Origin of the sequence: Streptomyces hydrogenans (assembly GCF_014656075.1) — a bacterium.
Taxonomy (GTDB): domain Bacteria; phylum Actinomycetota; class Actinomycetes; order Streptomycetales; family Streptomycetaceae; genus Streptomyces; species Streptomyces hydrogenans.
In genome coordinates this window covers 69,833-92,068 of record NZ_BNBS01000017.1, presented here as the reverse complement: position 1 = coordinate 92,068, position 22,236 = coordinate 69,833, and the positions used below count along the sequence as shown (strand labels likewise).

18 protein-coding genes and 1 pseudogene are annotated in these 22,236 nt (G+C 73.4%); 13 read left to right on the top strand and 6 right to left on the bottom strand.

Going from position 1 to position 22,236, the window contains the following annotated elements; translation table 11 throughout:
• Positions 1–85: 85 nt before the first annotated feature.
• On the bottom strand, positions 86–1,771 hold the full coding sequence (ctaD, locus tag IE321_RS10420; protein WP_043223826.1) for an aa3-type cytochrome oxidase subunit I: 1,686 nt from the start codon (positions 1,769–1,771) through the stop codon (positions 86–88).
• Positions 1,772–2,066: 295 nt separating this feature from the next.
• Here ctaD and IE321_RS10415 point away from each other — a divergent pair, with 295 nt between their 5' ends.
• A complete protein-coding gene (locus IE321_RS10415) occupies positions 2,067–2,282 on the top strand; it encodes an I78 family peptidase inhibitor (RefSeq protein ID WP_043223827.1) in 216 nt (71 codons plus the stop codon).
• A 67-nt stretch (positions 2,283–2,349) separates the two neighbouring features.
• Here IE321_RS10415 and IE321_RS10410 read toward each other — a convergent pair whose 3' ends face one another.
• Positions 2,350–3,183, bottom strand: coding sequence for a phosphatase PAP2 family protein (locus tag IE321_RS10410; RefSeq protein WP_408644509.1), 834 nt, complete (start codon positions 3,181–3,183; stop codon positions 2,350–2,352).
• Between the two features lie 475 nt (positions 3,184–3,658).
• Here IE321_RS10410 and IE321_RS10405 point away from each other — a divergent pair, with 475 nt between their 5' ends.
• Positions 3,659–5,449 (top strand): MFS transporter, encoded by a 1,791-nt coding sequence (locus tag IE321_RS10405; protein WP_190222589.1) that lies wholly within the window; start codon positions 3,659–3,661, stop codon positions 5,447–5,449.
• A 145-nt stretch (positions 5,450–5,594) separates the two neighbouring features.
• Here IE321_RS10405 and IE321_RS10400 read toward each other — a convergent pair whose 3' ends face one another.
• Positions 5,595–6,032: a cell division protein SepF gene (locus IE321_RS10400; RefSeq protein ID WP_190222588.1), complete on the bottom strand. Its 438-nt coding sequence runs from the start codon at positions 6,030–6,032 to the stop codon at positions 5,595–5,597.
• 378 nt (positions 6,033–6,410) lie between these two features.
• On the opposite strand from IE321_RS10400, the gene IE321_RS10395 reads away from it, so the two are divergent.
• The 5 genes and pseudogenes from IE321_RS10395 to adhE all read left to right on the top strand — a co-directional run bounded on the left by IE321_RS10395 (position 6,411) and on the right by adhE (position 14,263).
• A complete protein-coding gene (locus IE321_RS10395) occupies positions 6,411–7,676 on the top strand; it encodes a DUF5685 family protein (RefSeq protein WP_190222594.1) in 1,266 nt (421 codons plus the stop codon).
• Between the two features lie 78 nt (positions 7,677–7,754).
• Positions 7,755–9,518 (top strand): annotated as a pseudogene (locus tag IE321_RS10390) (FAD/NAD(P)-binding protein); the annotation flags it as partial.
• A gap of 48 nt (positions 9,519–9,566) precedes the next feature.
• The gene (locus tag IE321_RS43025; protein ID WP_308439704.1) at positions 9,567–10,409 is read left to right on the top strand and encodes a DUF1684 domain-containing protein; all 843 of its coding nucleotides are present in this window, start codon (positions 9,567–9,569) and stop codon (positions 10,407–10,409) included.
• 205 nt (positions 10,410–10,614) lie between these two features.
• Positions 10,615–11,469: a S1 family peptidase gene (locus IE321_RS10385; RefSeq protein WP_190222586.1), complete on the top strand. Its 855-nt coding sequence runs from the start codon at positions 10,615–10,617 to the stop codon at positions 11,467–11,469.
• A gap of 199 nt (positions 11,470–11,668) precedes the next feature.
• Positions 11,669–14,263: a bifunctional acetaldehyde-CoA/alcohol dehydrogenase gene (gene adhE, locus IE321_RS10380; protein ID WP_190222585.1), complete on the top strand. Its 2,595-nt coding sequence runs from the start codon at positions 11,669–11,671 to the stop codon at positions 14,261–14,263.
• Between the two features lie 60 nt (positions 14,264–14,323).
• Here the strand turns inward: adhE and IE321_RS10375 are convergent, their stop codons facing one another.
• Positions 14,324–15,361 (bottom strand): ABC transporter permease, encoded by a 1,038-nt coding sequence (locus IE321_RS10375; RefSeq protein ID WP_190222584.1) that lies wholly within the window; start codon positions 15,359–15,361, stop codon positions 14,324–14,326.
• 182 nt (positions 15,362–15,543) lie between these two features.
• Here IE321_RS10375 and IE321_RS10370 point away from each other — a divergent pair, with 182 nt between their 5' ends.
• Both IE321_RS10370 and IE321_RS10365 read left to right on the top strand, forming a co-directional pair.
• The gene (locus tag IE321_RS10370; RefSeq protein ID WP_190222583.1) at positions 15,544–15,783 is read left to right on the top strand and encodes a hypothetical protein; all 240 of its coding nucleotides are present in this window, start codon (positions 15,544–15,546) and stop codon (positions 15,781–15,783) included.
• 168 nt (positions 15,784–15,951) lie between these two features.
• Complete coding sequence (locus IE321_RS10365) at positions 15,952–16,836, top strand: esterase/lipase family protein (RefSeq protein WP_190222582.1); 885 nt, start codon at positions 15,952–15,954, stop codon at positions 16,834–16,836.
• 3 nt (positions 16,837–16,839) lie between these two features.
• Here the strand turns inward: IE321_RS10365 and IE321_RS10360 are convergent, their stop codons facing one another.
• Positions 16,840–17,838: a lytic polysaccharide monooxygenase gene (locus tag IE321_RS10360; protein WP_190222581.1), complete on the bottom strand. Its 999-nt coding sequence runs from the start codon at positions 17,836–17,838 to the stop codon at positions 16,840–16,842.
• 241 nt (positions 17,839–18,079) lie between these two features.
• Between IE321_RS10360 and IE321_RS10355 the strand changes: the two genes are divergently transcribed.
• Positions 18,080–18,307, top strand: a complete 228-nt coding sequence (locus tag IE321_RS10355; RefSeq protein ID WP_190222580.1) for a tetratricopeptide repeat protein — start codon at positions 18,080–18,082, stop codon at positions 18,305–18,307.
• A 3-nt stretch (positions 18,308–18,310) separates the two neighbouring features.
• Here the strand turns inward: IE321_RS10355 and IE321_RS10350 are convergent, their stop codons facing one another.
• Complete coding sequence (locus IE321_RS10350) at positions 18,311–18,979, bottom strand: response regulator (protein WP_043223946.1); 669 nt, start codon at positions 18,977–18,979, stop codon at positions 18,311–18,313.
• A gap of 150 nt (positions 18,980–19,129) precedes the next feature.
• Between IE321_RS10350 and IE321_RS10345 the strand changes: the two genes are divergently transcribed.
• The 3 genes from IE321_RS10345 to IE321_RS10335 are packed head-to-tail and all read left to right on the top strand — an operon-like array spanning position 19,130 to position 22,113.
• Positions 19,130–20,113 (top strand): Bug family tripartite tricarboxylate transporter substrate binding protein, encoded by a 984-nt coding sequence (locus IE321_RS10345; protein WP_043223839.1) that lies wholly within the window; start codon positions 19,130–19,132, stop codon positions 20,111–20,113.
• Positions 20,110–20,616 (top strand): tripartite tricarboxylate transporter TctB family protein, encoded by a 507-nt coding sequence (locus tag IE321_RS10340; protein ID WP_190222579.1) that lies wholly within the window; start codon positions 20,110–20,112, stop codon positions 20,614–20,616. The genes IE321_RS10345 and IE321_RS10340 overlap by 4 nt, the downstream gene beginning before the upstream one ends.
• A 3-nt stretch (positions 20,617–20,619) precedes the next feature.
• Positions 20,620–22,113, top strand: coding sequence for a tripartite tricarboxylate transporter permease (locus IE321_RS10335; RefSeq protein ID WP_043223841.1), 1,494 nt, complete (start codon positions 20,620–20,622; stop codon positions 22,111–22,113).
• Positions 22,114–22,236: the final 123 nt, after the last annotated feature.

Genomic DNA, 22,236 nt, shown 5'->3' with positions numbered 1-22,236 from the left:
GGCGGCGGGCCGGGCCCTGCGCCGCCTCGGCCTGCGCTGACCGACCGCCGGAGCGCGCCCCCGGGGCCGTGCCGGGGGCGCGGGCTCAGGCGCCGCGCTCGGGCGGCGGGCTGGTGATCCGCATCCGGTCGTAGGCCGCGAACTCCGGGTGGTGCAGGTCGAAGGCGGGGGACTCGGAGCGGATCCGGGGCACGGCCGTGAAGTTGTGCCGGGGCGGCGGGCAGGAGGTGGCCCACTCCAGGGAGCGGCCGAAGCCCCACGGGTCGTCGGCCTCGACCTTCGGCGCGTACCGCCAGGTCCGCCACACGTTGTAGAGGAAGGGAAGGGTCGAGATCCCGAGGAGGAAGGCGCCGATCGTCGACAGGGTGTTGAGGGTGGTGAAGCCGTCCGCGGCCAGGTAGTCGGCGTACCGCCGGGGCATGCCCTCCGCGCCCAGCCAGTGCTGGACGAGGAAGGTGAGGTGGAAGCCGGTGAAGAGGGTCCAGAAGTGGATCTTTCCGAGCCGTTCGTCGAGCATCCGGCCGGTGAACTTGGGCCACCAGAAGTGGAAGCCGGCGAAGGTCGCGAAGACCACCGTGCCGAAGACCGTGTAGTGGAAGTGGGCGACGACGAAGTACGAGTCGGTGACGTGGAAGTCCATCGGCGGCGAGGCCAGGATCACCCCGGTCAGCCCGCCGAAGAGGAAGGACACCAGGAAGCCGGTCGCCCACAGCATCGGGGTCTCGAAGGAGAGCGAGCCCCGCAGCATGGTCCCCGTCCAGTTGAAGAACTTCACCCCGGTCGGCACCGCGATGAGGAAGGAGAGGAAGGAGAAGAAGGGCAGCAGGACCGCCCCGGTCGCGAACATGTGGTGCGCCCAGACGACCACCGACAGACCGGTGATCGTCATGGTGGCGGCGATCAGACTGAGGTACCCGAAGATCGGCTTCCGGGAGAAGACCGGGATGATCTCGCTGACGATGCCGAAGAACGGCAGGGCGATGATGTAGACCTCGGGGTGGCCGAAGAACCAGAAGAGGTGCTGCCAGAGCAGCGCCCCGCCGTTGCCGGGGGCGAAGACCAGCGCCCCGAACCGCCGGTCCGCCTCCAGGGCGAGCAGGGCCGCCGCGAGGACCGGGAAGGCGATGAGCACCAGGACCGCGGTGAAGAGCACGTTCCAGGTGAAGACCGGCATCCGGAACATGGTCATGCCCGGTGCCCGCATCCCGATGATGGTGGCGAGGAAGTTCACCGAGGTGAGGATCGTGCCGAAGCCGGAGAGCGCGAGCCCCATGATCCACAGGTCGGCGCCGATCCCCGGGGAGCGCTCGGCGCTGTTCAGCGGGGCGTAGGCGGTCCAGCCGAAGTCGGGCGGCCCGCTCGGGGTGAGGAAGGACCCGACCACCATCAGCCCGCCGAGCAGGAAGAGCCAGTACGAGAACATGTTGAGGCGCGGGAAGGCGACGTCGGGCGCCCCGATCTGGAGCGGCACCAGCTCGTTGGCGAAGCCGGCGAAGGTCGGGGTCGCGAAGAGCAGCAGCATGATCGTGCCGTGCTGGGTGAACGCCTGGTTGAACTGCTCGTTGGAGAGGAACTGGATCCCCGGGCGGGCCAGCTCCGCCCGCATCGCCATCGCCAGCAGGCCGGCGAAGAGGAAGAAGACGAACGAGGTCGCCAGATAGAGGTGACCGATCTTCTTGTGGTCGGTGGTGGTGAGCCAGTCGATCAGGATGCGGCCGTGCCGCTCCCGGTCGCCCGATTCCGCCGTGGTGGTCGCCGCCTCGGTGCTCATCGGTGCCTCCGCCCCGTGTTCCGTTCTCCGGCGTCCGGTCAGCGTAAGCATTGTGTAAGGGAAGGGTGAGGGAGCCGCGCGCGGGCCCGGGCACATTTCTCCGGTCGGTGCCCTTCTGCCGGAATTCCGGCCGCCCGGAAAAGACGCCCGAACAGTTCGTGCGAACCTCCGGCCGCCTTTTCGAATTACCAGAGAAACGGCCGGAAACAGGCGTTCCGTTCAGGACACGGCCGGTACCGCGGCCGTCGAGAAGTTGTGACGCAAGCGTGACCGCGAGGGGACTAACGTGAACCCCATGGCACCCTTCTCGCGCAGCCCCGAACCGCCCCGAGACGCACCCGAGTCCTATGTCGGCCTCGACGCGGACGGCGCCGCCCAGCTCGCCCGGACACGCGGCTGGCGGGTCGTCCGGGCCCTCCCGCCCGGCGCGATCGTCACCATGGAGTACCTCGCCGGGCGCCTCAACTTCGAGGTCGAGGACGACACCGTCACCCGCTGCTGGATCGGCTGACCCGGCACGCGCGAAGGGCCCCGGCCGGTGCGGCCGGGGCCCTTCGCGTCCGTACGGGGCCGCCGGGTCAGGCGGTGAGGCGGTCCGACGACGGCCTGCTCCGGGCCGCCCGGGGGTGGCTCGCCGCCGCCCCCACGGTCTCCCGCGCGGGCTCCTCCCGGTCCGTCGGGGCCGGGAAGAGGCGCGGCCCGCCGGAGGCCACGGGCAGCGACGGCACCAGCCGGCGCCGGGCCCGCAGCCGCTCCCTGATCCGGTCCCGCTGGGCCAGGATCCACGCCTCCACCACGGCGATGACCGGCTCGCACCAGGGCAGCGCGAGCAGGATCAGCAGGCCCGCGGCCCAGCCGAGCAGCACGTCGCTCAGCCAGTGCGTGCCGAGGTAGACCGTCGTGAGGCCGACGCCGAGGGCGACCACGGCGGACAGCGCCGACAGGTAGCGGCGGGCCCGCGGGGTGGTGGCGAGGTAGGCCAGGATGCCCCAGGTCACCACCGCGTTCGCGGTGTGACCGGAGGGGAATATGTCGCCGCCCGCGAACAGCTCGGCGGAGCCGACCTGGGTCGCGTAGTGGGGGCCGAGCCGGCCGAGTCCGAGCTTCACCGCGCCGACGGTGACGTTGAGGAGCAGCAGCGCCGCGCCGAGGGAGAGGAGCGGCCGGAGGGTGTGCTGGCGCCAGGAGCGCCAGCCCAGCCAGGCCGCCACCATCACCGCCGTCGGACCGCGCTGGCCGAGGACGACGTAGTAGTCCAGGAAGGCGTGCAGCTCCGGCCACTGCTGGTAGGGACGGAAGAGCATGATCTTCCAGTCGAGCGTCACCAGCCAGGTGGACAGCAGCACCGCCACCACGACGATGAGATAGAACGCCGACGTCCCGCCGAAGAGGGCGAGACGCGTCCGGGTCATCCGCGGGACCTCTATCTTCGGCGGGACCGGCTCCCGGTCCAGCCGGGCAAAGATGTCGGTACGCACCCAATCGACGTTACAGGGGGTGAGCGGACGACCCGGGCGATCCGCTCCCTTCGTGATGACGATGTGATGTGGAGTAGGTCTCAGCGGCCCACCTATTCCGGACCCCCGTCGGAAAATCCGATGACCTTCCGCCCTTGGGGCGTCGGGGGTGATTCCGGAAGCCTGTTTGTATGGCACGGAATTACTTCAAACACCCGTCCGTGCGGAATTCCATACGACGCGCGGGCCGGTCGGAGTGGCGTACGCCACACGGGGAGCCTCGCCGGGGTGAGAGGTGCGCCACCCTCCCGGGGCCCGTCCTCGCGTACGCTGACGGCTCACTCGCCCCTCCTCGCCGCGCCGCCGCGGGCCCATCGGCCCAGGTCGGCGGCGCCTGCCGAGAGCGAGAGCGTCACTTGGAGGTACGTACATGTCGCGGACGATCACGGCCCGATCGGGACGGAACGCCGCCGGTGGCGACGCCAACCGCTGGGCCGTCCTCGTCGTCCTCTGCGTCAGTCTCCTCCTGGTCGCCCTCGACGCGACCATCCTCCACGTCGCCGTCCCCTCGCTCACCGAGAACCTGCGCCCCGGCGCCACCGAGCTGCTCTGGATCGTCGACGCCTACCCCCTGGTCTGCGCCTCGCTGCTGATCCTCTTCGGCACCCTCGGTGACCGGATCGGCCGGCGCCGGGTGCTGCTCCTCGGATACGGGATCTTCGGCCTCGCCTCGGCCGTGGCCGCCCTCGCCACCGAGCCCTGGGTCCTCATCGGGGCCCGCGCGCTGCTCGGCGTCGGCGGCGCCATGATCATGCCGGCCACCCTCTCCATCATCCGGACGGTCTTCCCCGACCGGCGCGAGCGCGCCACCGCCATCGGCATCTGGACCGCGGTCGCCGCGATCGGCGCCGCCGCCGGACCCGTGCTCGGCGGCTTCCTCGTGGAGCACTACTGGTGGGGCTCCGTCTTCCTCATCAACATCCCGCTGATGGCGCTGATCCTGCCGCTCGCCCGCCGCCTCCTGCCCGAGTCCCGGGGGAGCGCCGAAGGGCCCTGGGACGTCCTCGGCGCCCTGATGGCCGCGGCCGGCGTCCTCGGCTGCGTCCTCGGCGTGAAGCGCGCCGGCGCGGGCGAGCCGCTGCTCTCCGTGCTCACCGCGGGGCCGCTGCTCGCGGGGGCGCTGCTCCTCGTCCTCTTCGTCCGGCGCCAGCGGCGCAGGGCGCACCCGCTGATCGACATGCGGCTCTTCTCCCGGCCCGCCTTCACCACCTCCGTCGGCTGCATCGTCCTGGCCATGCTGGCCCTCGTCGGCCTGGAGCTCATCGCGATCCAGTACCTCCAGCTGGTCCTCGGGCTCAGCCCCCTGGAGACCGGGCTGCGGCTCCTCCCGCTCACCTTCGCCGCCATGGCGGCCGGCGCCACCGGCTCGTACACCCTGCGCCGGATCGGGCCCCGGCGGATGGTCGGCTGGGGCTTCCTGCTCACCGCCGCGGCGGTGCTGCTGCTCACGTTCATGGGGCAGCACGACCGGCCGCTGCTGCTCACCGTGGGCTTCGTGCTGCTCGGCTTCGGCCTCCAGACGACCCTCTTCTCGGCGTACGAGTCGATGCTCAGCGAGGCGCCGCCGCGCAGCGCGGGCGGGGCGGCGGCGATCGGCGAGACCTCCTACCAGCTCGGCGCGGGCATGGGCATCGCCCTGCTCGGCAGCGTCATGAACGCGGCCTACGCCCCCGGCCTCGCGGACGTCCCCGGGGTGCCCGCGGCGGCGAGCGGCGCCGCGGCGAACTCCCTCGGCGAGGCGTACCAGGTGGCCGAGCGGCTCGGCGGCACGGCCGGCGAGGCGCTGCACACGGCCGCCCGGCACGCCTTCGTCGACGGACTGCACCTCACGCTCTTCGTCAGCGCGGGCCTGCTCCTCGCCGGTGCCGCGATGGCCCTGCGGCTTCCCCGGGTGATGGAGTGCCCGGTGGACGTCGAGGCGGCGGTGGAGGAAGCGGCGGCGGAGGCCGAGGCGAAGGCGGAGGCGGCGCGGGGCGCCGCGCCGGCGGTCGCCCCGGCTCCGGCGCGGGACGCGGTCTCCGGGCCGACGCTGGTGCCCGGGCAGCCGGTCTCCTCCCCGGCCGACACCGCTCCGGCCGCCGCGCCCCAGGACCCGCCCCGGCCGCTGCCGGGCGGCGGCCAGGCGGGGAAGATGAGCGGCGCGGCCACCCGGGCGCGCTGAGACGGGATCCGCGGGGCCACCGGGCCCCGGACGACGTCCGGCCCGGGCCCGCTGGGCGGGTCCGGGCCGGGAGGCGTCGGTCGGGATCGGGGTCGGTGATCCGGGGTGGTGCGGTGTGCCGCGGTGCGGGGGACGACCGGGGGCGTCAGCTCTGGTTGAAGAAGCCGTCCTGCCGGCGACGGCCGGACTCGCCGCCGCTGACGATCTCCGTGTCGGCGGGGGTGAGCAGGAAGACCCGGGTCGCGACGCGCTCGATCGAGCCGCGCAGTCCGAAGGCGAGGCCGGCGGCGAAGTCGACGACCCGCTTCGCGTCGTTCGGCTCCATTGCGGTCAGGTTCACGATCACCGGGACACCGGCCCGGAAGAGCTCCCCGATGCCCCGGGCGTCCCGGAAGCTGTCCGGCGAGACGGTGGCGATGCGGCGGCCCCGCTCCTCGGCGGTGTCCGTGGCCACCCGGACCCGGGGGTCCGTCACCCAGGCGTCGCCGCTCTCGGCACCGTCGGCGTACTCGTCGTCGTAGTAACGCTCGTCGTTGTCCTCGACGAGTCCCAGCCAGGCGCTCGCCTTGCGCACCGATCCCATGGACGCCTCCTTTCACGCGGTCACTGCGGTCACTTGTGGTTCCGCAATCCCTATCGTCGTCCATGATGCGGATCGCGCGCCAAGTGGATAGGCGCCGCGCAGGGGATTCGTGACGGTACTGGTGCAGAACGTGAGGCCCGGTTTCTGGCGATACGTCAGGAATCTTGGGGTATGCGGGGCCTGACGAACGGCCATGTTGCTGAAAATATGAAAGTCGGTCCAGAAGGGTGACGCCGGGCGCGTACGGGTGAACGCACCCCTCGCTACGATGCCGCGAGGCCGTCCGGCGGTTCCTCGGGAACGTCCCCGGGACCCCCGCGCGGCCCGTCGCGCGCTCCGCGCGCGGCACGCACTTTCACCGCACCACGGGGGATGGAATTGTTCGGGATCGTCAGGCCCTGCACGCATCGGCTCACCGACCACCTCAAGACCCAGTGGATGGCCCACCTCTGCGGCCTGTGCCTGGCCCTGCGCGCCGACCACGGCCAGTTCGCCCGGGTCGTCACCAACTACGACGGGCTCATCGTCTCGGTCCTGACGGAGGCTCAGACCGGCGTCACCGACTCCGGCCGCCGCACCGCCGGCCCCTGCCCGCTGCGCGCCATGCGCACCGCGCCCGTCGCGCGCGGCGAGGGCGCCCGGCTCGTCACCGGCGTCTCGCTCGTCCTCGCCTCGGCCAAGGTGCGCGACCACGTCGCCGACCGGGACGGCCTGATGGCCCGCCGGCCGGTCGCCGCGGCGGCCCGCCGGGTCGCCCGCTCCTGGGACAAGGCCGGTGCCCGCGCGGGCCACGCGGTCGGCTTCGACACCGCCGTCCTCGTCGACGCCGTGGACCGCCAGACCGGGATCGAGGCCCTGGCCGGGCCCGGCACTTCGCTCCTCGTCGTCACCGAGCCGACCGAGACCGCCACCGCCGCCGCCTTCGCGCACACCGCGATGCTCGCCGGCCGGCCCGGGAACGCCGAACCGCTCGCCGAGGCGGGCCGGCTCTTCGGCCGGCTCGCCCATCTCCTGGACGCCGTCGAGGACCAGGGCGCCGACGCGGAGACCGGCGCCTGGAACCCGCTCACCGCCACCGGCACCTCCCGCGACGAGGCCCGCCGGCTCGCCGACGACGCCCTGCACGGCATCCGGCTGGCCCTGAAGGACGCCGAGTTCACCGACGGCAAGCTCGTCCACCAGCTCCTCGCGCACGAGTTGCGCGTCTCGGTCGACCGCGCCTTCGGCACCACCACCTGCTCCCACGTCGGCGACACCCCCGCGCACGCCCACGGCCCGGTGCCCGGCAACCCGTACGCGCCCCACGGCCCCGGCCCGCACGGCCCGGTGCCCGGCAACCCCTACGCCCCCGGCCCCGGCGGACCGGCGGGCCCCGGCGGGCCCTGGAACCCCGGCCCGCCGCACCGCAACCGGCGCGGCCTGATCGCCGGTTGCGCGGTCTGGGCCGGCCTCGCCTGCACCTGCCAGATGTGCTGCGGCAGCTACGAGGACCCGTGGAGCCGCGAGCGCAAGGACGGCCTCTGCCAGCAGTGCGACTGCGGCAGCTGCTGCGACGGCTGCGACTGCTGCTCCAACTGCTGCTCGTGCGGCGGCGAGGACGGCGGCTGCTGCGACTGCGACTGCGGGTGCGACTGCGGCTGCTGACCCCGCCCGCCCGGGCCGGACGCGCCCGCCTCCGGCCCGGGCGGCGCCCCGTACCCCCGACGGCGAGGGAGCCCCCGGATGAACCCCTCCCTGGTGATCGTCGGTGCCGGTCCGCGCGGCACCGGCCTCCTGGAACGGCTCGCCGCCGCCCTGCCCGGGCGGTACGGCGACCGGCCGCTCGACGTCCACCTGGTCGACCCGCACCCGCCCGGCCCCGGCCGGATCTGGCGCACCGACCGCTCCCCGCTGCTCTGGACCAACTCCCGGGCCGGGGACGTCACCCTCTTCACCGACGACACCGTCCCCCTCGAAGGACCGGTGCGCCCCGGACCCACCCTCGCCGCCTGGTCCGGGACCGACGGCCGCCGCTTCGCCACCCGCCCCGAACAGGGCGCCTACCTGCGCTGGGCGTACGAACGGGCCCGGGACGCGCTGCCCGCCGCCGTCACCCTCCACGAGCACCGCACCACCGCCCTGCGCGTCGAGGGCCCCCGAGAGGGCCGGCAGCGCGTCCGGCTCGCGGGCCGCGCCGCACCCCTCCCCGCCGACCTCGTCGTCCTCGCGCTCGGCCACCCCGACGCCGAACCCGACGCCGCGCAGCGGGAACTCGCCGCCTTCGCCGCCCGCCACGGCCTCGTCCACCTGCCGCCGGGACACACCGCCGAACTCGACCTCGCCGCCCTCCCGCCCGGCCGCCCGGTCCTCGTCCGGGGCCTCGGCCTCGCCTTCGTCGACCTGATGGTGCTGCTCACCGAGGGGCGCGGCGGCCGGTACGAGGGCCCCGAGGACGCGCCCGTGTACGTGCCCTCCGGCCGCGAGCCGGTGCTGTACGCGGGATCCCGCAGGGGCGTCCCGTACCACGCCAAGACCGGCTACGTCCTCGACGGCGAACGGCCCCCGCTGCCCCGCTTCTTCGGCCCCCGCGAGGTCGACGCCCTGCTCGCCGGGGACGGGCCGCTCGACTTCCGGCGCGACGTGTGGCCGCACATCGCCCGCGAGCTGGGCTGGGCCCACTACCACCGGCTCTTCGCCGCCCACCCGGAGCGCACCGCCCGCCCCTGGGCCGCGTTCGAGGCCGGCTGGGCCGCCGCCGCGCCGGACGGTCCCGGCCTCGCCGCGCTCGTCGCCGCCGCCGTCCCCGACCCGGCCGACCGCTTCGACCCCGAAGCCCTCGACCGCCCCCTCGACGGACTGCGCCTGCCGGGCGCCGAGGCGCTCCAGGAGGAGCTGCGCGCCCGGATCGCCGCCGGCCTGAGCCGCCGTCACGATCCCGCCCGCAGCCCCGACGCCGCCGTCGTCGCCGCCCTCGACTCCGTCTACGGACAGCTCGGCCGGCTCGCCCACCGGGTCGACACCGGCGCCTGGTGGCACGGCTACTACAGCCATCTCGCCTCCGGACCGCCCGGGTCCCGGCTGCGCCGGCTGCTCGCCCTCTCCGAGGCCGGCGTCGTCCGCTTCCTCGGACCCCGCCTCACCGTGGCGGCCGACGAGCGGCGCGGGGTCTTCCGGGCCTCCTCGCCCGCAGTGCCCGGGGCGGGCACCGAGGCCCGCGCCCTGGTCGAGGCCCGGCGCACGACCGCCGCCGTCCTGCGCGCCGGCGCCCCGCTGCTGCGCGGCGTGGCCGAGGACGGTGCCGCGGTCACCCCCGGCGGGCAGCTCGCCGTCCACCCCGCCGACGGGCGGATCCTCCAGCGGGACGGCCGTCCGCACCCGCGCCGGATCGCCCTCGGCCCGTACACCACCGCCGGGGTGGGCGGCGGCTTCACCCGGCCCCGGAGCGGCGGCCGCGCCTTCGCGCAGAACGACGCCGCCGCCCACGCCGCCCTCGCCCTGCTGCGTGACGGAGTCGCACCCGGGGCTCCCCGCACCGGTGTGGAAGGGTGGAACACCATGAGCGACACCCACGACAGCCGAGTCCCCGACGACGGCACGGACGGCCCCGACGGCGCGGACCCCCGCGCGGCGGACTGGCGGCACTGGCACGAGCAGCGCGAGGCGGCGGTGGCCTCCTCGTACGGCCCGCTCTCCCTCACCGGCACCCACTGGCTCGCGGACTTTCCCGACGGCCGGCTGCCGGACCTGCCGGGGGAGTGGCGGGAGGACGGCGACGAGGTGGTCCTGACGGCGGACGCCGGGGACGGACTCACCGTCGACGGCGAGCCCTTCGCCGGCACCGTCCGGCTCACCGCCGACCACGCGCCGGTCCACGGGTCCCGGGTCGGGTCGGGGGGCCGCCGGCTCATGGTGCTGCGCCGCGAAGGACTGTGGGCGGTGCGGGACTTCGACCCGGAATCGGCGGCACGGCGGGCCTTCCGGGGCATCGAGGCGACGCCGTACGACCCGCGCTGGGCGGTGCCGGGGGTCTACCGGCCGTACGAGGAGGCGCTCAGCGTCCGGGTGGAGAACGCGGACGGCCGGGAGCGCGGGCTCGGGCTCACCGGCGAGGTCGTCTTCGAGCTCGACGGGCGGGTGCACGCGCTCCAGGTCGCGGTGGAGGACGACGGCACGCTCTGGGCGGTCTTCGCGGACGCCACCAGCGGGCGCTCCACCTTCCGCTTCCGCTTCCTGCGCCCGGCGGCGCCGGCGGAGGACGGCACGGTGACGGTGGACCTCAACCGCGCGCTGCTCCCGCCGTGCGCCTTCGCCGACCACTTCATCTGCCCGTTCCCGCCGCCCGGGAACACGCTGGACCTCGCCGTGGAGGCGGGGGAGCGGCGGGTGCTGACCGGCTGACCGGCGGTCCTGCGGAATCCGGACGGCGGGCGCCGCCGACCGGTGCGGCCGGGGCGCCCGTGCGTGCGGCGGTCTTGTGCGTCGCACCGGGAGACGGCACCATCACTGACGGTGAATGTCAGGAACACGTCATTCGGCATCGCCTCACGGGCCTCTCACCCCCCGGGCCCCCTCCGCTTTTCCCAGAAGGAATGTGAGGAGCACTGTGAGGATCAAGCGCACCCGTCTGCTCGCCGTCGCCGCCGGACTCGCGGCCGTCACCGCCCTCGGACTCCCCGGCGCCCAGGCCGCCCCCACTCCCGGCCCGGCCGCCGCCGCCCAGCTGACCCGCGCCGAGTCCGCGGTCGACGCCGCCGGGGTCGGCGGCCTCGCCTGGTACGTGGACAAGGCCGCCGGCCGGGTCGTCGTCACCGCCGACTCGACCGTCTCCGACGCGGCGCTCGCGAAGGTCCGCGCGGCGGCCGGCGCCGACTCCGGCGCCCTGCGCGTCCAGCGCGAGGCCGGGGTCTTCAAGCCCCTGCTCGGCGCGGGCGACGCCATCTACGGCAACGGCTACCGCTGTTCGCTCGGCTTCAACGTGCGCAGCGGCAGCACGTACTACTTCCTCACCGCGGGCCACTGCGGCAACGTGGTGAACACCTGGTACGCCAACTCCGCCCAGTCCACGCTGATCGGCGCCACCGTCGGCTCCAGCTTCCCGGGCAACGACTACGCCCTGGTCCGCTACGACAACACCTCGCTCGCCCACACGGGCGGCTTCACCGCCGCCGACGCCTACGTCGGCGAGTCCGTCAAGCGGTCCGGTTCCACCACCGGCACCCGAAGCGGCACCGTCACCGGGCTCAACGCCACCGTGCGCTACTCCGGCGGCGGCACGGTGCGGGGCATGATCCAGACGAACGTCTGCGCCGAGCCCGGCGACTCCGGCGGCGCGCTGTACGACGGCACCAAGGCGCTCGGCCTCACCTCCGGCGGCAGCGGCAACTGCTCCACCGGCGGCACCACCTTCTACCAGCCGGTGCCGGAGGCCCTGTCCAAGTACGGGGTCAGCCTCTACTGAGCACGGGGCCGGCCCCGGTAGGCCCGCACGGACGCCCCCGGTCGCGAGGACCGGGGGCGTCCCCTTCCAAGATCTTGTGAATCCGTTCACAAAAGGACTTCCGGCCCCGCCGCAAGGGTCTTTCCGCGCCCCTTCTCGCAGGTCATCGGGTGCCGAATGGAGACATCGAAGAAATAAGGGACCGGTGAAGGAGGCCGTCATGGAGGCCAAGGAGATGGTGGAAGGACTCGTCGGACGGGCGCTCGGGGCGCTCGCGGAGTTCGAGACCCTCGACCAGGAGCGGGTCGACCACGTCGTCAAGAAGGCGTCGCTCGCCGCGCTGGCCGCCCACGGCGAGCTGGCCCGGCTCGCCGTCGAGGAGACCGGCCGCGGCCTCTTCGAGGACAAGGCCGTCAAGAACCTCTTCGCCTGCGAGCACGTCACGAACTCGATGGCCGGGCTCAGGACCGCCGGGGTCATCTCCCGGGACGAGCTGAACGGCATCACCGAGATCGCCGAGCCCGTCGGCGTCGTCTGCGCCATGACCCCGGTCACCAACCCCACCTCGACGACCGTCTTCAAGGCGCTGATCGCGCTCAAGACCCGCAACCCGATCGTCTTCGCCTTCCACCCCTCGGCCCAGCACTGCTCCGCCGAGGCCGCCCGGATCGTCCGCGACGCCGCCGTCGCCGCCGGCGCCCCCGCCGACTGCGTCCAGTGGATCGAGGAGCCCTCGATGGAGGCCACCGGCCTCCTCATGCACCACGACGGCGTCTCCACCATCCTCGCCACCGGCGGCAACGCCATGGTCAAGGCCGCCTACTCGTGCGGCAAGCCCGCCCTCGGCGTCGGTGCCGGAAACGTCCCCGCCTATGTCGCCAAGGACGCCAAGCTCCGGCGGGCGATCCACGACATCGTCCTCTCCAAGGCCTTCGACAACGGCATGATCTGCGCCTCCGAGCAGGCCGTCGTCCTCGACGCCGAGGTGTACGAGGAGGGCATCGCCGAGTTCGAGCGGCTCGGCGCCCACGTCGTCACCGCCGCCGAGAAGACCAAGCTGGAGGAGTACCTCTTCGGCGCCACCGCCTACGGCAGCAATTGCGGCGGGGCCAGGCTCAACGCGGCCGTCGTCGGCAAGTCCCCGGTGTGGATCGCCGAACAGGCAGGCTTCGAGGTCCCCGACGGAACCTCGATCCTGCTCGCCGAGTGCGCCGAGGTCGGCGAGAACGAACCCCTCACCCGCGAGAAGCTCTCCCCGGTCCTCGCCGCCCTCAAGGCCGGCTCCACCGAGCAGGGCATCGAACTGGCCGCCGCCATGGTCGAGTTCCACGGCCTCGGGCACAGCGCCGCGATCCACACCGAGGACGAGGCCCTCGCCGAGGAGTTCGGCCGGCGGGTCAAGGCCGTCCGCGTCATCGTCAACGCCCCCTCCACCTTCGGCGGCATCGGCGACGTCTACAACGCCTTCCTCCCCTCGCTCACCCTCGGCTGCGGCTCCTACGGGCACAACTCGGTCTCGAACAACGTCACCGCGGTCGACCTGATCAACGTCAAGCGGATCGGACGGCGCAACACCAACATGCAGTGGTACAAGATCCCGCCGAAGATCTACTTCGAGCGGAACGCCATCCGCTACCTCGGCGAGATGGAGGACGTCCACCGGGTCACGATCGTCACCGACCGGACCATGGGCGAGATCGGCTTCGTCCGGAAGGTCACCGACATCCTCGACGGCCGCGCCGAGCCGGTCGCCATCCAGGTCATCGACGACGTCGAGCCCAACCCCGAGCTCGCCACCGTCCGGGCCGGCGCCGCCGCCATGCGGGACTTCCGGCCGGACACCGTCGTCGCCCTCGGCGGCGGCTCCCCGATGGACGCGGCGAAGATCATGTGGCTGATGTACGAACGCCCCGAGGTCGAGTTCGCGGACACCAAGGAGAAGTTCTTCGACATCCGCAAGCGGGCCTACCGCTTCCCGAAGCTCGGCGAGAAGGCGAAGCTGGTCGCGATCCCGACCACCTCGGGCACCGGCAGCGAGGTCACCCCCTTCGCCGTCATCTCCGACCCGGAGGCCGCGCAGAAGTACCCGCTCGCCGACTACGCGCTCACCCCGGACGTCGCCATCGTCGACCCGGTGCTCCCGCTGCACCTCCCGCCGACCGTCACCGCCGACTCCGGCTTCGACGCCCTGACCCACGCCACCGAGGCGTACGTCTCGGCCTACGCCAACGACTTCACCGACGGGCAGTGCCTCCAGGCCATCCGGCTGATCTTCGAGAACCTGGAGACCTGCGTGAAGGAGGGCGCGAAGGCGCCCGAGGCCCGCGAGAAGATGCACAACGCGTCCACCATCGCCGGCATGGCCTTCGCCAACGCCTTCCTCGGCCTGGTCCACGCCATGGCCCACACCCTCGGAAACACCTTCCACGTCGCCCACGGACGCGCCAACGCGCTGCTCCTGCCGCACGTGATCCGGCACAACGGCACCGTCACCCACAAGGCCGTGCCGTGGCCCAAGGCCGAGGTCTACCGGGCCCCGGAGCGCTACCAGGAGATCGCCCGGACGCTCGGCCTGCCGGCCGCGACGCCGGAGGAGGGCGTGGAGTCCTACGCCCGGGCCGTCGAGGAGCTGCGCGAGCGGTGCGGCATCCCGGCCGGCTTCCGGGCCGAGGGCGTCGACGAGGCGGCCTTCATGGAGGCCCTGCCGCAGCAGGCGATGAACGCCTACGCCGACCAGTGCGCCCCGGCCAACCCGCGGATGCCGATGATCGACGAGATGAAGGAGCTGATGACCCGGGCGTACTACGGGAAGTAGTCCCGGACGCGTCAGGAGGCCCCCGCGGTGGCGGGGGCCTCCTGACGCGTCCGGCCGGGGTCAGGCGCGGGGCTCGCCCACCTCCGCCGCGATCGGCTCGCTCTCCGGCTTCCGCTTCAGCGAGGACAGCACCAGCGTGACCGCCGTGCCGACCACCGCCCAGGCGGAGAGCACCAGCATCGAGGCGGTCATGTCGTTGCCCTTGAAGTACGCGATCGAGCGCGCCGCCCAGGTGCCGGCGCCCGGCGGCAGGGCCGGGCCGATCGCCTTCCAGAACGGCGGCAGCATCGGCGCGGGGAAGGCGCCTCCGGCGCTGGGGTTGCCGAGGACGACCACGAGGAGGATCGCCAGGCCGATGCCGACGATCCCGAAGACCGACTGGAGGGCGAGGGTGGCCGCGCCGACCGCGAAGACGACCAGGGTGCCGAGCCCCCACAGGGCGGCGACGGAGCCGGGCAGGGCGCCCAGGATCGGGCCGACGATGACCGCGCCGCCGAGGCCGCCGAGGACGGAGTAGAGCGCGAGGACGCCGAGCCGGATGACCGCCCGGTCGCGGTTGGCCGGCCGGGAGCCGGCGCTGATGGCGAGGATCGCGGCGCAGATGTAACCGCCGACGCACCAGCCGACCACCAGGTAGAAGGCCGAGAGCCCGTCGAAGTCCTGCGGCGAGGCGGGGGCCACGTCGACCGTCCGCAGCTCCCGCCGCTGGGCCTCCTCCACCTGGGTGAAGATCTTCTCCAGGGAGGAGGAGAGCACCGTGCCGCCGCCGGAGGCGACGAGCAGGGTGTCGGTCCGGGTCGCCGGGTTCACGATCAGGGCCCCGTCGATCTCCCGGTTCATGATCTTGTCGCGGGCCTCGTCGGCGTCGGCCACCGTCCGCGGGTCGAGCGGGTCGCCGGGCAGCTTCTCCAGCCGGTCCACGAGGGTGGCGGACACCTGCTGGGGGGCGACCACACCGAAGGGCACGTCCGTCGGCTTCGGATTGTGCAGGGCCCCGACGTACGAGGTGATGAAGAGGAGCTGGAGGGCGAAGACCCCGACGACGAGCAGGGCGGCTCGGGGGGTGACGGCGCTTTTCAGTTCGTCGACGAGACTCATGCCCCCCAGGCTCCGGGGGAGGGGGCATCCGCGCAGGTGGGAAGCGGCCGAACGGCTGACGGAGGTGCCCACCGCCACGTTTATCGTATGGACGTTCGAAATTGGTTGGGGTGGTGCGGGGGGAGTGGGGACGCTTGTGCGGGCAACGGTGCGGGAACACCGCCGGAGCGGGAACGCGGGAGGTGCGCCATGACGGGCTCCACCCATCTGCACGCCGCTTCGGGACACTCCCCGCGTTACGGAGCCTCCCGCCCGCGGCCCCCGCCGAGCGCGCCGCCGCCCTGAACCCCGCCGAACGGGCCGCCCGCCGGCTCGCCTTCGACCCGGCGGACGAGCGGGCCCGGCGGGTCGAGGCGGTGGTGGACCGGGCCCGGGCGGAGTTCGGGCCGAAGGCGATCGTGCCGGGCTCCCTGATGGCCTGAACGCCCGCCGTACGTGCGGACGCTGACGACACGCCAGTTTTTACCGACGCGTAACTTCCCAGTCGGTAACACCCGTGCGTAACTTGGCTGGAGAGCATCCCCACTTGTGGTCCGGACCGCAGGGCACCGCACCCCCACCATCCCCTTGAGCCGCAAGGAGATCGCCCGATGCTGCCCCGGAACCCCCAGAGCCCCCGGACCCCCCGCGGACGCCTCGCCAGAGCCCTGTCCGTCCTGCTCCTGGCCGTCGCCGCCGTCCTCGCCCCCACCGCCACCGCCCAGGCCGCCGCGCCGAGCCGCGGCTGGAACGACTGGACCTGCAAGCCCTCCGCCGCCCACCCGCGCCCGGTCGTCCTCGTCCACGGAACCCTCGGGAACTCCGTCGACAACTGGCTGGCCCTCGCCCCCTACCTGGTGAACCGCGGCTACTGCGTCTACTCGCTCGACTACGGCCAACTGCCGAACGTGCCCTTCTTCCACGGCCTCGGCCCCATCGAGAAGTCCGCCAGCCAGCTCGACGCCTTCGTCGACCGGGTCCTCGCCGCCACCGGCGCCCCCGAGACCGACCTCGTCGGCCACTCGCAGGGCGGCATGATGCCCCGCTGGTACCTCAAGTTCCTCGGCGGCGCCGAGAAGGTCAACGCCCTCGTCGGCATCGCCCCCGACAACCACGGCACCACCCTGCTCGGCCTCACGAAGCTGCTGCCGCACTTCCCCGGCGCCGAGGACCTCATCAAGGCGTCCACCCCGGGCCTCGCCGACCAGATCGCCGGCTCGGCCTTCCTCACCGCGCTCAACGAGGGCGGCGACACCGTGCCCGGCGTCCGCTACCACGTCATCGCCACCCGCTACGACGAGGTGGTCACCCCGTACCGCACGCAGTTCCTCTCGGGGCCGGACGTCACCAACGTCCTCATCCAGGACAAGTGCGCCCTCGACCTCTCCGAGCACGTGGCCATCGGCACGGTGGACCGGGTCACCTTCCACGAGGTCGCCAACGCCCTCGACCCGGCCCACGCCACCCCGACCACCTGCCTGTCCGTGGTCGGCTAGGGACTACCCGCGCCGCGTCCGCCGGGCCGTCGCGAACAGCACGGCCGCGCCGACCGCCAGCACCCCCGCGCCTCCCAGCGCGAGGTACGGCGTGGCCGCGTCGCCACCGGTCTCGGCCAGCTCCACGGCGTCCCCGGCCGACGCGGGCGCGGGAGCGGGGGCGGCCTGCGTCGTCGCCCCCGTCTCCGGGCCCGTCGACGCGTCGGCGTCCCCGTGCCCGCCGTGCTCGACCGTCGACTGCTCCCGGCCCGCCTCGATCTGCTCCTCGGAGGGCACGGAGGCGGTCGGCGCGGGGGCGGTCGGCGCGGTCGTGGCAGGCGTGCCGGAGGCCGGAGCGGTGGTGGCCGGCGCGCCGGAGGCCCCGCCCCCGCCCTGCTGGTCCGCCCCGAACACCACGTCGGAGCAGGTGTAGAACGCCTCGGGGGAGTCGGACCGCTGCCAGATCGAGTAGATCAGGTGACGGCCCGACTTCTCCGGCACCGTCCCCTCGAAGACGTAGTCGCCGCCCTGCATGCCCGGGTCGGTCACCGTCACGAACGGCTCCGCCTCCAGGTCCGCCCACTTCAGCGGCTTCGACGGGTCGTACCCGTCCTTCGTCACGTACAGCGCGAACGACCCCTTGTGCGGCGCCGTCCCCTTGTAGCGGAAGGTGTGCTTCCCGGCCGTCAGCTTCGACGCCGGCCAGTCCGCCCGCGCGAGATCGAGCCCCCGGTACTTGTCGTTCCCCGCGCTGCACAGCTTCCCGTCCGGGATCAACTGCCGGTGCTGCCCCGCCGCGTTCGCGATGTTCACCGCGTTCCAGTCGTAGAACGCCTGCGCCCCGCTCGCCGCCACCGCCGCCTTGCACGCCGCCGACGACGGCGCCTCCGGCCCCTCCGCGTAACAGGCCGCGACCCGGCTCACCGGATCGGTCATCGACCCGTGCGCCACAGCGGGCGAGACGGCCAGCCCGGACAACACCAGAGCGGCCACGACGGCGGGGACAGTACGGCGTGAGGTCATGGGGGGACGTCTCCTTCACGAGGGTGGTGTGGGGGGTTGACCAGCAAGCTAGCCGCCCGGAACCGCGAAGAAGCCCGTGAGGGGCGGGAGGCGGCGATCCTTAGGACCGCGTTAAGGCACGGCTAAGCAGCGGCTCAGACAGACCCGGTGACGAGGCCTCGCGCGGCGGGAATCCGCTGTGACGTCCCGGACCCTCCGGATGCCCCGGCCGCGAAGCGGGACCGACGGGGAGGAGCGTGACGTGGACGCGGAGTTGGCGGTGGTCGGGCACGAGCGCGTCGTTCCGGGCCGTCCCGCTGTACTCAGCGCGCGCGAGCTGCTCGGCAACGTGCTCGCCGCTCTGGACCGACACGAGGAAGCGGGCGACCAGCTGGACAGGGTGGCGGAGGGCCGGATCCGGCTCCTGGGCCCGGCGCACCCCTGGACGGTGAGCGCCCAGGAGCTCCTCCGGGAGTACCGCACCCCCTGACCCTCACCCCGCCGGCCGGTACCGCCGCTCCGGACGTCCCGTCCCCCCATACCGCAGGGTCACCTCCGCGCGGCCCGTCGCCGCGAAGTGTTCCAGGTAGCGGCGGGCGCTGACGCGGGAGAGGGAGCCCGCCTCCGCGCACTCGGTGGCGGAGAGGCCCTCGGGGTGGGCGCGGAGGATGCCTTCCAGGAGGTCGGCGGTGTGGGGGGCGAGGCCCTTGGGGAGTTCGCGGGAGCCGGGCGGGCGGGTGCCGAAGATCTGGTCCACGTCCTCCTGGCGGGCCTCGTCCAGGCCGTCGAGGCGGCTGCGCAGGGACGCGGCGTGGCGCAGCTGCTCGTGCAGGGCCGCCTGGTGGAAGGGCTTGATCAGGTAGTGCAGGGCGCCGGCCCGCAGCGCCGCCCGCACCATGCCCGCGTCGCGGGCGGCCGTGATGAAGAGCGCGTCCGTGGCCAGTCCCGCCCTGCGCAGCTCGCGCAGCACCCCGATGCCGTCCATGTCCGGCAGGAAGATGTCCAGGAGGACCAGGTCGGGGTGGAGCCGGTGCGCGGCGCGCAGCGCCTCCGCGCCCGTGTGCGCGACACCGACGACGGAGAAGCCCGGCACGGCCGACACGTAGCGGCTGTGCAGCTTGGCCACCATGAAGTCGTCGTCGACCACCAGCACCTTCGTCACGCCGGACACGGTAGGTCGCGACCGCAAGGACCACAACGTCCGTTGGTTGCGGAAGAGCGACAGCTTCCTCACGCGCGGGCAACATGTGGGCCACTTCACTCTTCCCGGGCCCCGCCCGGAACCCACCCCCAACCACCGAGAGGCGGCCTCGTGCGTCTTCGCACCCCCTTCGCCCTGCTCGGGGCGGCGCTGCTGGTGCTCGTGGGGCCGCCGCTGCTCACCCCCGGCAGCGGCACCGGCACCGGCACCGACATCCCCGGCCTGCGCTTCATGGTCCCCAACACTCCCGGCGGCGGCTACGACATCACCGCCCGCACCGCGGCGAAGAACGCCGAGGAGGCCGGTCTCACCGGCGACATCGAGGTCTTCAACCTGCCCGGCGCGGGCGGCACGGTCGGCCTCACCCGGCTCGTCGGCGAGCGCGGCGACGGCCGCCTCGCGATGTCGATGGGGCTCGGCGTCGTCGGCGCCGTCCACACCAACAAGACGCCCCGGACCCTCGCCGACACCACCCCGATCGCCCGGCTCACCGAGGAGCAGGACATCGTCGTCGTCTCGAAGGACTCCCCGTACACGACCGTCCAGGAGCTGCTCGCGGCCTGGCGGAAGGACCCCGGGAAGCTGCCCGTGGGCGGCGGCTCCTCGCCCGGCGGCCCCGACCACCTGGCGCCGATGCTGATGGCGCAGGCCGCCGGCATCGCGCCGAAGGACGTCAACTACATCCCCTTCGACGGCGGCGGCGAGCTCCTCGCCTCCATCCTGGGCGACAAGGTCGCCTTCGGGGTCTCCGGCGTCGGCGAGTACCTGGACCAGATCAAGGCCGGCGAGCTGCGGCTCCTCGCCGTGACCGGCGCCGAGCGCGTCCCGGGCCTCGACGCCCCGACCCTCCGCGAGGCCGGGCTCGACACGGAGTTCACCAACTGGCGCGGCATCGTCGCCCCGCCCGGCCTCACCGACGCCGAGCGGGACCGGCTCGTCGCCCTGGTCACGGAGCTGCACGGCTCCCCGCAGTGGCGCGAGTCGCTGAAGACCCACGGCTGGACCGACGCCTTCCTGCCCGGCGAGGAGTTCGGCGCCTTCCTCACCGAGCAGAACGCCCGCGTCGACACGGTGCTGAAGGAGCTCGGACTGTGACCACGAACCCCAAGGGACGGCTCCGCGCCCCGTCCGAACTCGGCGTCGGAGCACTGCTGTTCCTGCTGGGCGTCCTCGTCCTCACCGACGCCCTCACGCTCGACGTCGAGGTCACCGCGCGCGGCCCCGTCGGCCCCGCCACCGTCCCCCTCCTCGTCGGCTGCGGTCTCCTCGTCGTCGCCGTCCTGCTCGCCCTCGACGTGCTCCACGGCGGCCGGGGCGAGGCCGAGGGCGGCGAGGACGTCGACCTCGACGCTCCGGCCGACTGGCGCACCGTCCTCCTGCTCGTCGGCGTCTTCCTCGGCTTCGCCGTCCTCATCGGCCCGCTGGGCTTCCCGGTCTCCGGTGCCCTGCTCTTCTGGGGCGCGGCCTACGCCCTCGGCAGCCGCCATCCCGCCCGCGACCCGCTGATCGCGGCCGTCCTCTCCCTCCTCACCTACGGCGTCTTCGACCGCCTGCTGGGCGTTCCGCTGCCCGGCGGCCCGCTGATGGGAGTGCTCTGACCCATGGAATCCCTCAACTCCCTGATGGACGGCTTCGGGACCGCCCTCACCCCGGTGAACCTGCTGTGGGCCGCCGTCGGCGTGCTGCTCGGCACCGCGATCGGCGTGCTGCCCGGCATCGGCCCTGCGATGGCCGTCGCCCTGCTGCTCCCGGTGACGTACGGCCTCGAACCGACCGGCGCGTTCATCATGTTCGCCGGCATCTACTACGGCGCCATGTTCGGCGGCTCCACCACCTCGATCCTGCTCAACACCCCCGGCGAGAGCGCGGCCGTGGTCGCCGCCATGGAGGGCCATCCGATGGCCAAGGCCGGGCGGGGCGCGCAGGCGCTCGCGGCCGCCGCCATCGGCCACTTCACCGGCGGCATGATCGGCACGATGCTGCTGGTCGTCCTCGCCCCCACCGTCGCCTCGCTGGCCGTGGACATCGGCGCCCCCGACTACTTCGCGCTGATGGTCCTCGCCTTCATCGCGGTGACCTCGGTCCTCGGCTCCTCACGGATCCGCGGCGTCGCCTCGCTGCTCATCGGCCTCACCCTCGGTCTGGTCGGCCTGGACCAGCTCACCGGCCAGCAGCGGCTCACCTTCGGTTCGCTCCAGCTCGCCGACGGCATCGACGTCGTCATCGTCGCGGTGGGTCTGTTCGCCATCGGCGAGGCCCTGTGGGTCGCCGCCCACCTGCGCCGCACCGCCGGCCGTCCGGTGCCCGTGGGGCGTCCGTGGCTGGGCCGCGAGGACCTGCGGCGCACCTGGAAGCCGTGGCTGCGCGGCCCGTTCCTCGGCTTCCCGTTCGGCGCGATCCCGGCCGGCGGAGCGGAGATCCCGACCTTCCTGTCGTACGTGACGGAGAAGCGGCTCTCGAAGCACGGGGACCAGTTCGGCAAGGGCGCCATCGAGGGCGTCGCGGGTCCGGAGTCGGCCGCGTCCGCCTCCGCCGCCGGCACGCTGGTGTCGATGCTGACGCTGGGCCTGCCGACGACCGCCGTCGCCGCGGTGATGCTCGCCGCCTTCCAGCAGTACGGCATCCAGCCCGGCCCGCTGCTCTTCGAGCGGGAGCCCGAGCTGGTGTGGGGCCTGATCGCCTCGCTCTTCGTCGGCATGGTCCTGCTGCTCGCGCTCAACCTGCCGCTCGCGCCCGTCTGGGCGAAGCTGCTGCGGATCCCGCGTCCGTACCTCTACGCCGGCATCCTGTTCTTCGCCGCCGTCGGCGCGTACGCGGTCGGCGGCGAGGCGCTGGACCTGGTCGTCCTCCTGGTCGTGGGACTCCTGGGCCTCGGCATGCGCCGCTACGGCCTGCCGGTGCTGCCGGCGGTCATCGGTGTGATCCTCGGCCCGGCCGCCGAGCAGCAGCTGCGCCGCGCCCTCCAGATCAGCGACGGCTCCGTGACCGGCCTGGTGAACACCCCGTTCTCGGTGACCGTGTACGCGGTCGTGCTGCTGCTCCTGCTGTGGCCGCTGCTGCGGAAGGCGGTGACCCGCCGGCGTACCGCGGCCTGAGCCCGGGCGCGTACGACGGTACGACGATCGGGTCGCCGTCCGGTCAACGCGCCGATGAAGGAGTGAGTTTCGGACAACGCACGGCCGGATCCGGTATCCCTGGGCGGCACAGTCTCCCCCCAC

What these genes read in the sequence shown, in the direction of transcription:
- ctaD (WP_043223826.1), bottom strand. Translation starts at nt 1,771, where the DNA reads ATGAGCACCGAGGCGGCGACCACCACGGCGGAATCGGGCGACCGGGAG.
- IE321_RS10415 (WP_043223827.1), top strand. Translation starts at nt 2,067, where the DNA reads ATGGCACCCTTCTCGCGCAGCCCCGAACCGCCCCGAGACGCACCCGAG.
- IE321_RS10410 (WP_408644509.1), bottom strand. Translation starts at nt 3,183, where the DNA reads ATGACCCGGACGCGTCTCGCCCTCTTCGGCGGGACGTCGGCGTTCTAT.
- IE321_RS10405 (WP_190222589.1), top strand. Translation starts at nt 3,659, where the DNA reads ATGTCGCGGACGATCACGGCCCGATCGGGACGGAACGCCGCCGGTGGC.
- IE321_RS10400 (WP_190222588.1), bottom strand. Translation starts at nt 6,032, where the DNA reads ATGGGATCGGTGCGCAAGGCGAGCGCCTGGCTGGGACTCGTCGAGGAC.
- IE321_RS43025 (WP_308439704.1), top strand. Translation starts at nt 9,567, where the DNA reads ATGAGCGACACCCACGACAGCCGAGTCCCCGACGACGGCACGGACGGC.
- adhE (WP_190222585.1), top strand. Translation starts at nt 11,669, where the DNA reads ATGGAGGCCAAGGAGATGGTGGAAGGACTCGTCGGACGGGCGCTCGGG.
- IE321_RS10375 (WP_190222584.1), bottom strand. Translation starts at nt 15,361, where the DNA reads ATGAGTCTCGTCGACGAACTGAAAAGCGCCGTCACCCCCCGAGCCGCC.
- IE321_RS10365 (WP_190222582.1), top strand. Translation starts at nt 15,952, where the DNA reads ATGCTGCCCCGGAACCCCCAGAGCCCCCGGACCCCCCGCGGACGCCTC.
- IE321_RS10360 (WP_190222581.1), bottom strand. Translation starts at nt 17,838, where the DNA reads ATGACCTCACGCCGTACTGTCCCCGCCGTCGTGGCCGCTCTGGTGTTG.
- IE321_RS10335 (WP_043223841.1), top strand. Translation starts at nt 20,620, where the DNA reads ATGGAATCCCTCAACTCCCTGATGGACGGCTTCGGGACCGCCCTCACC.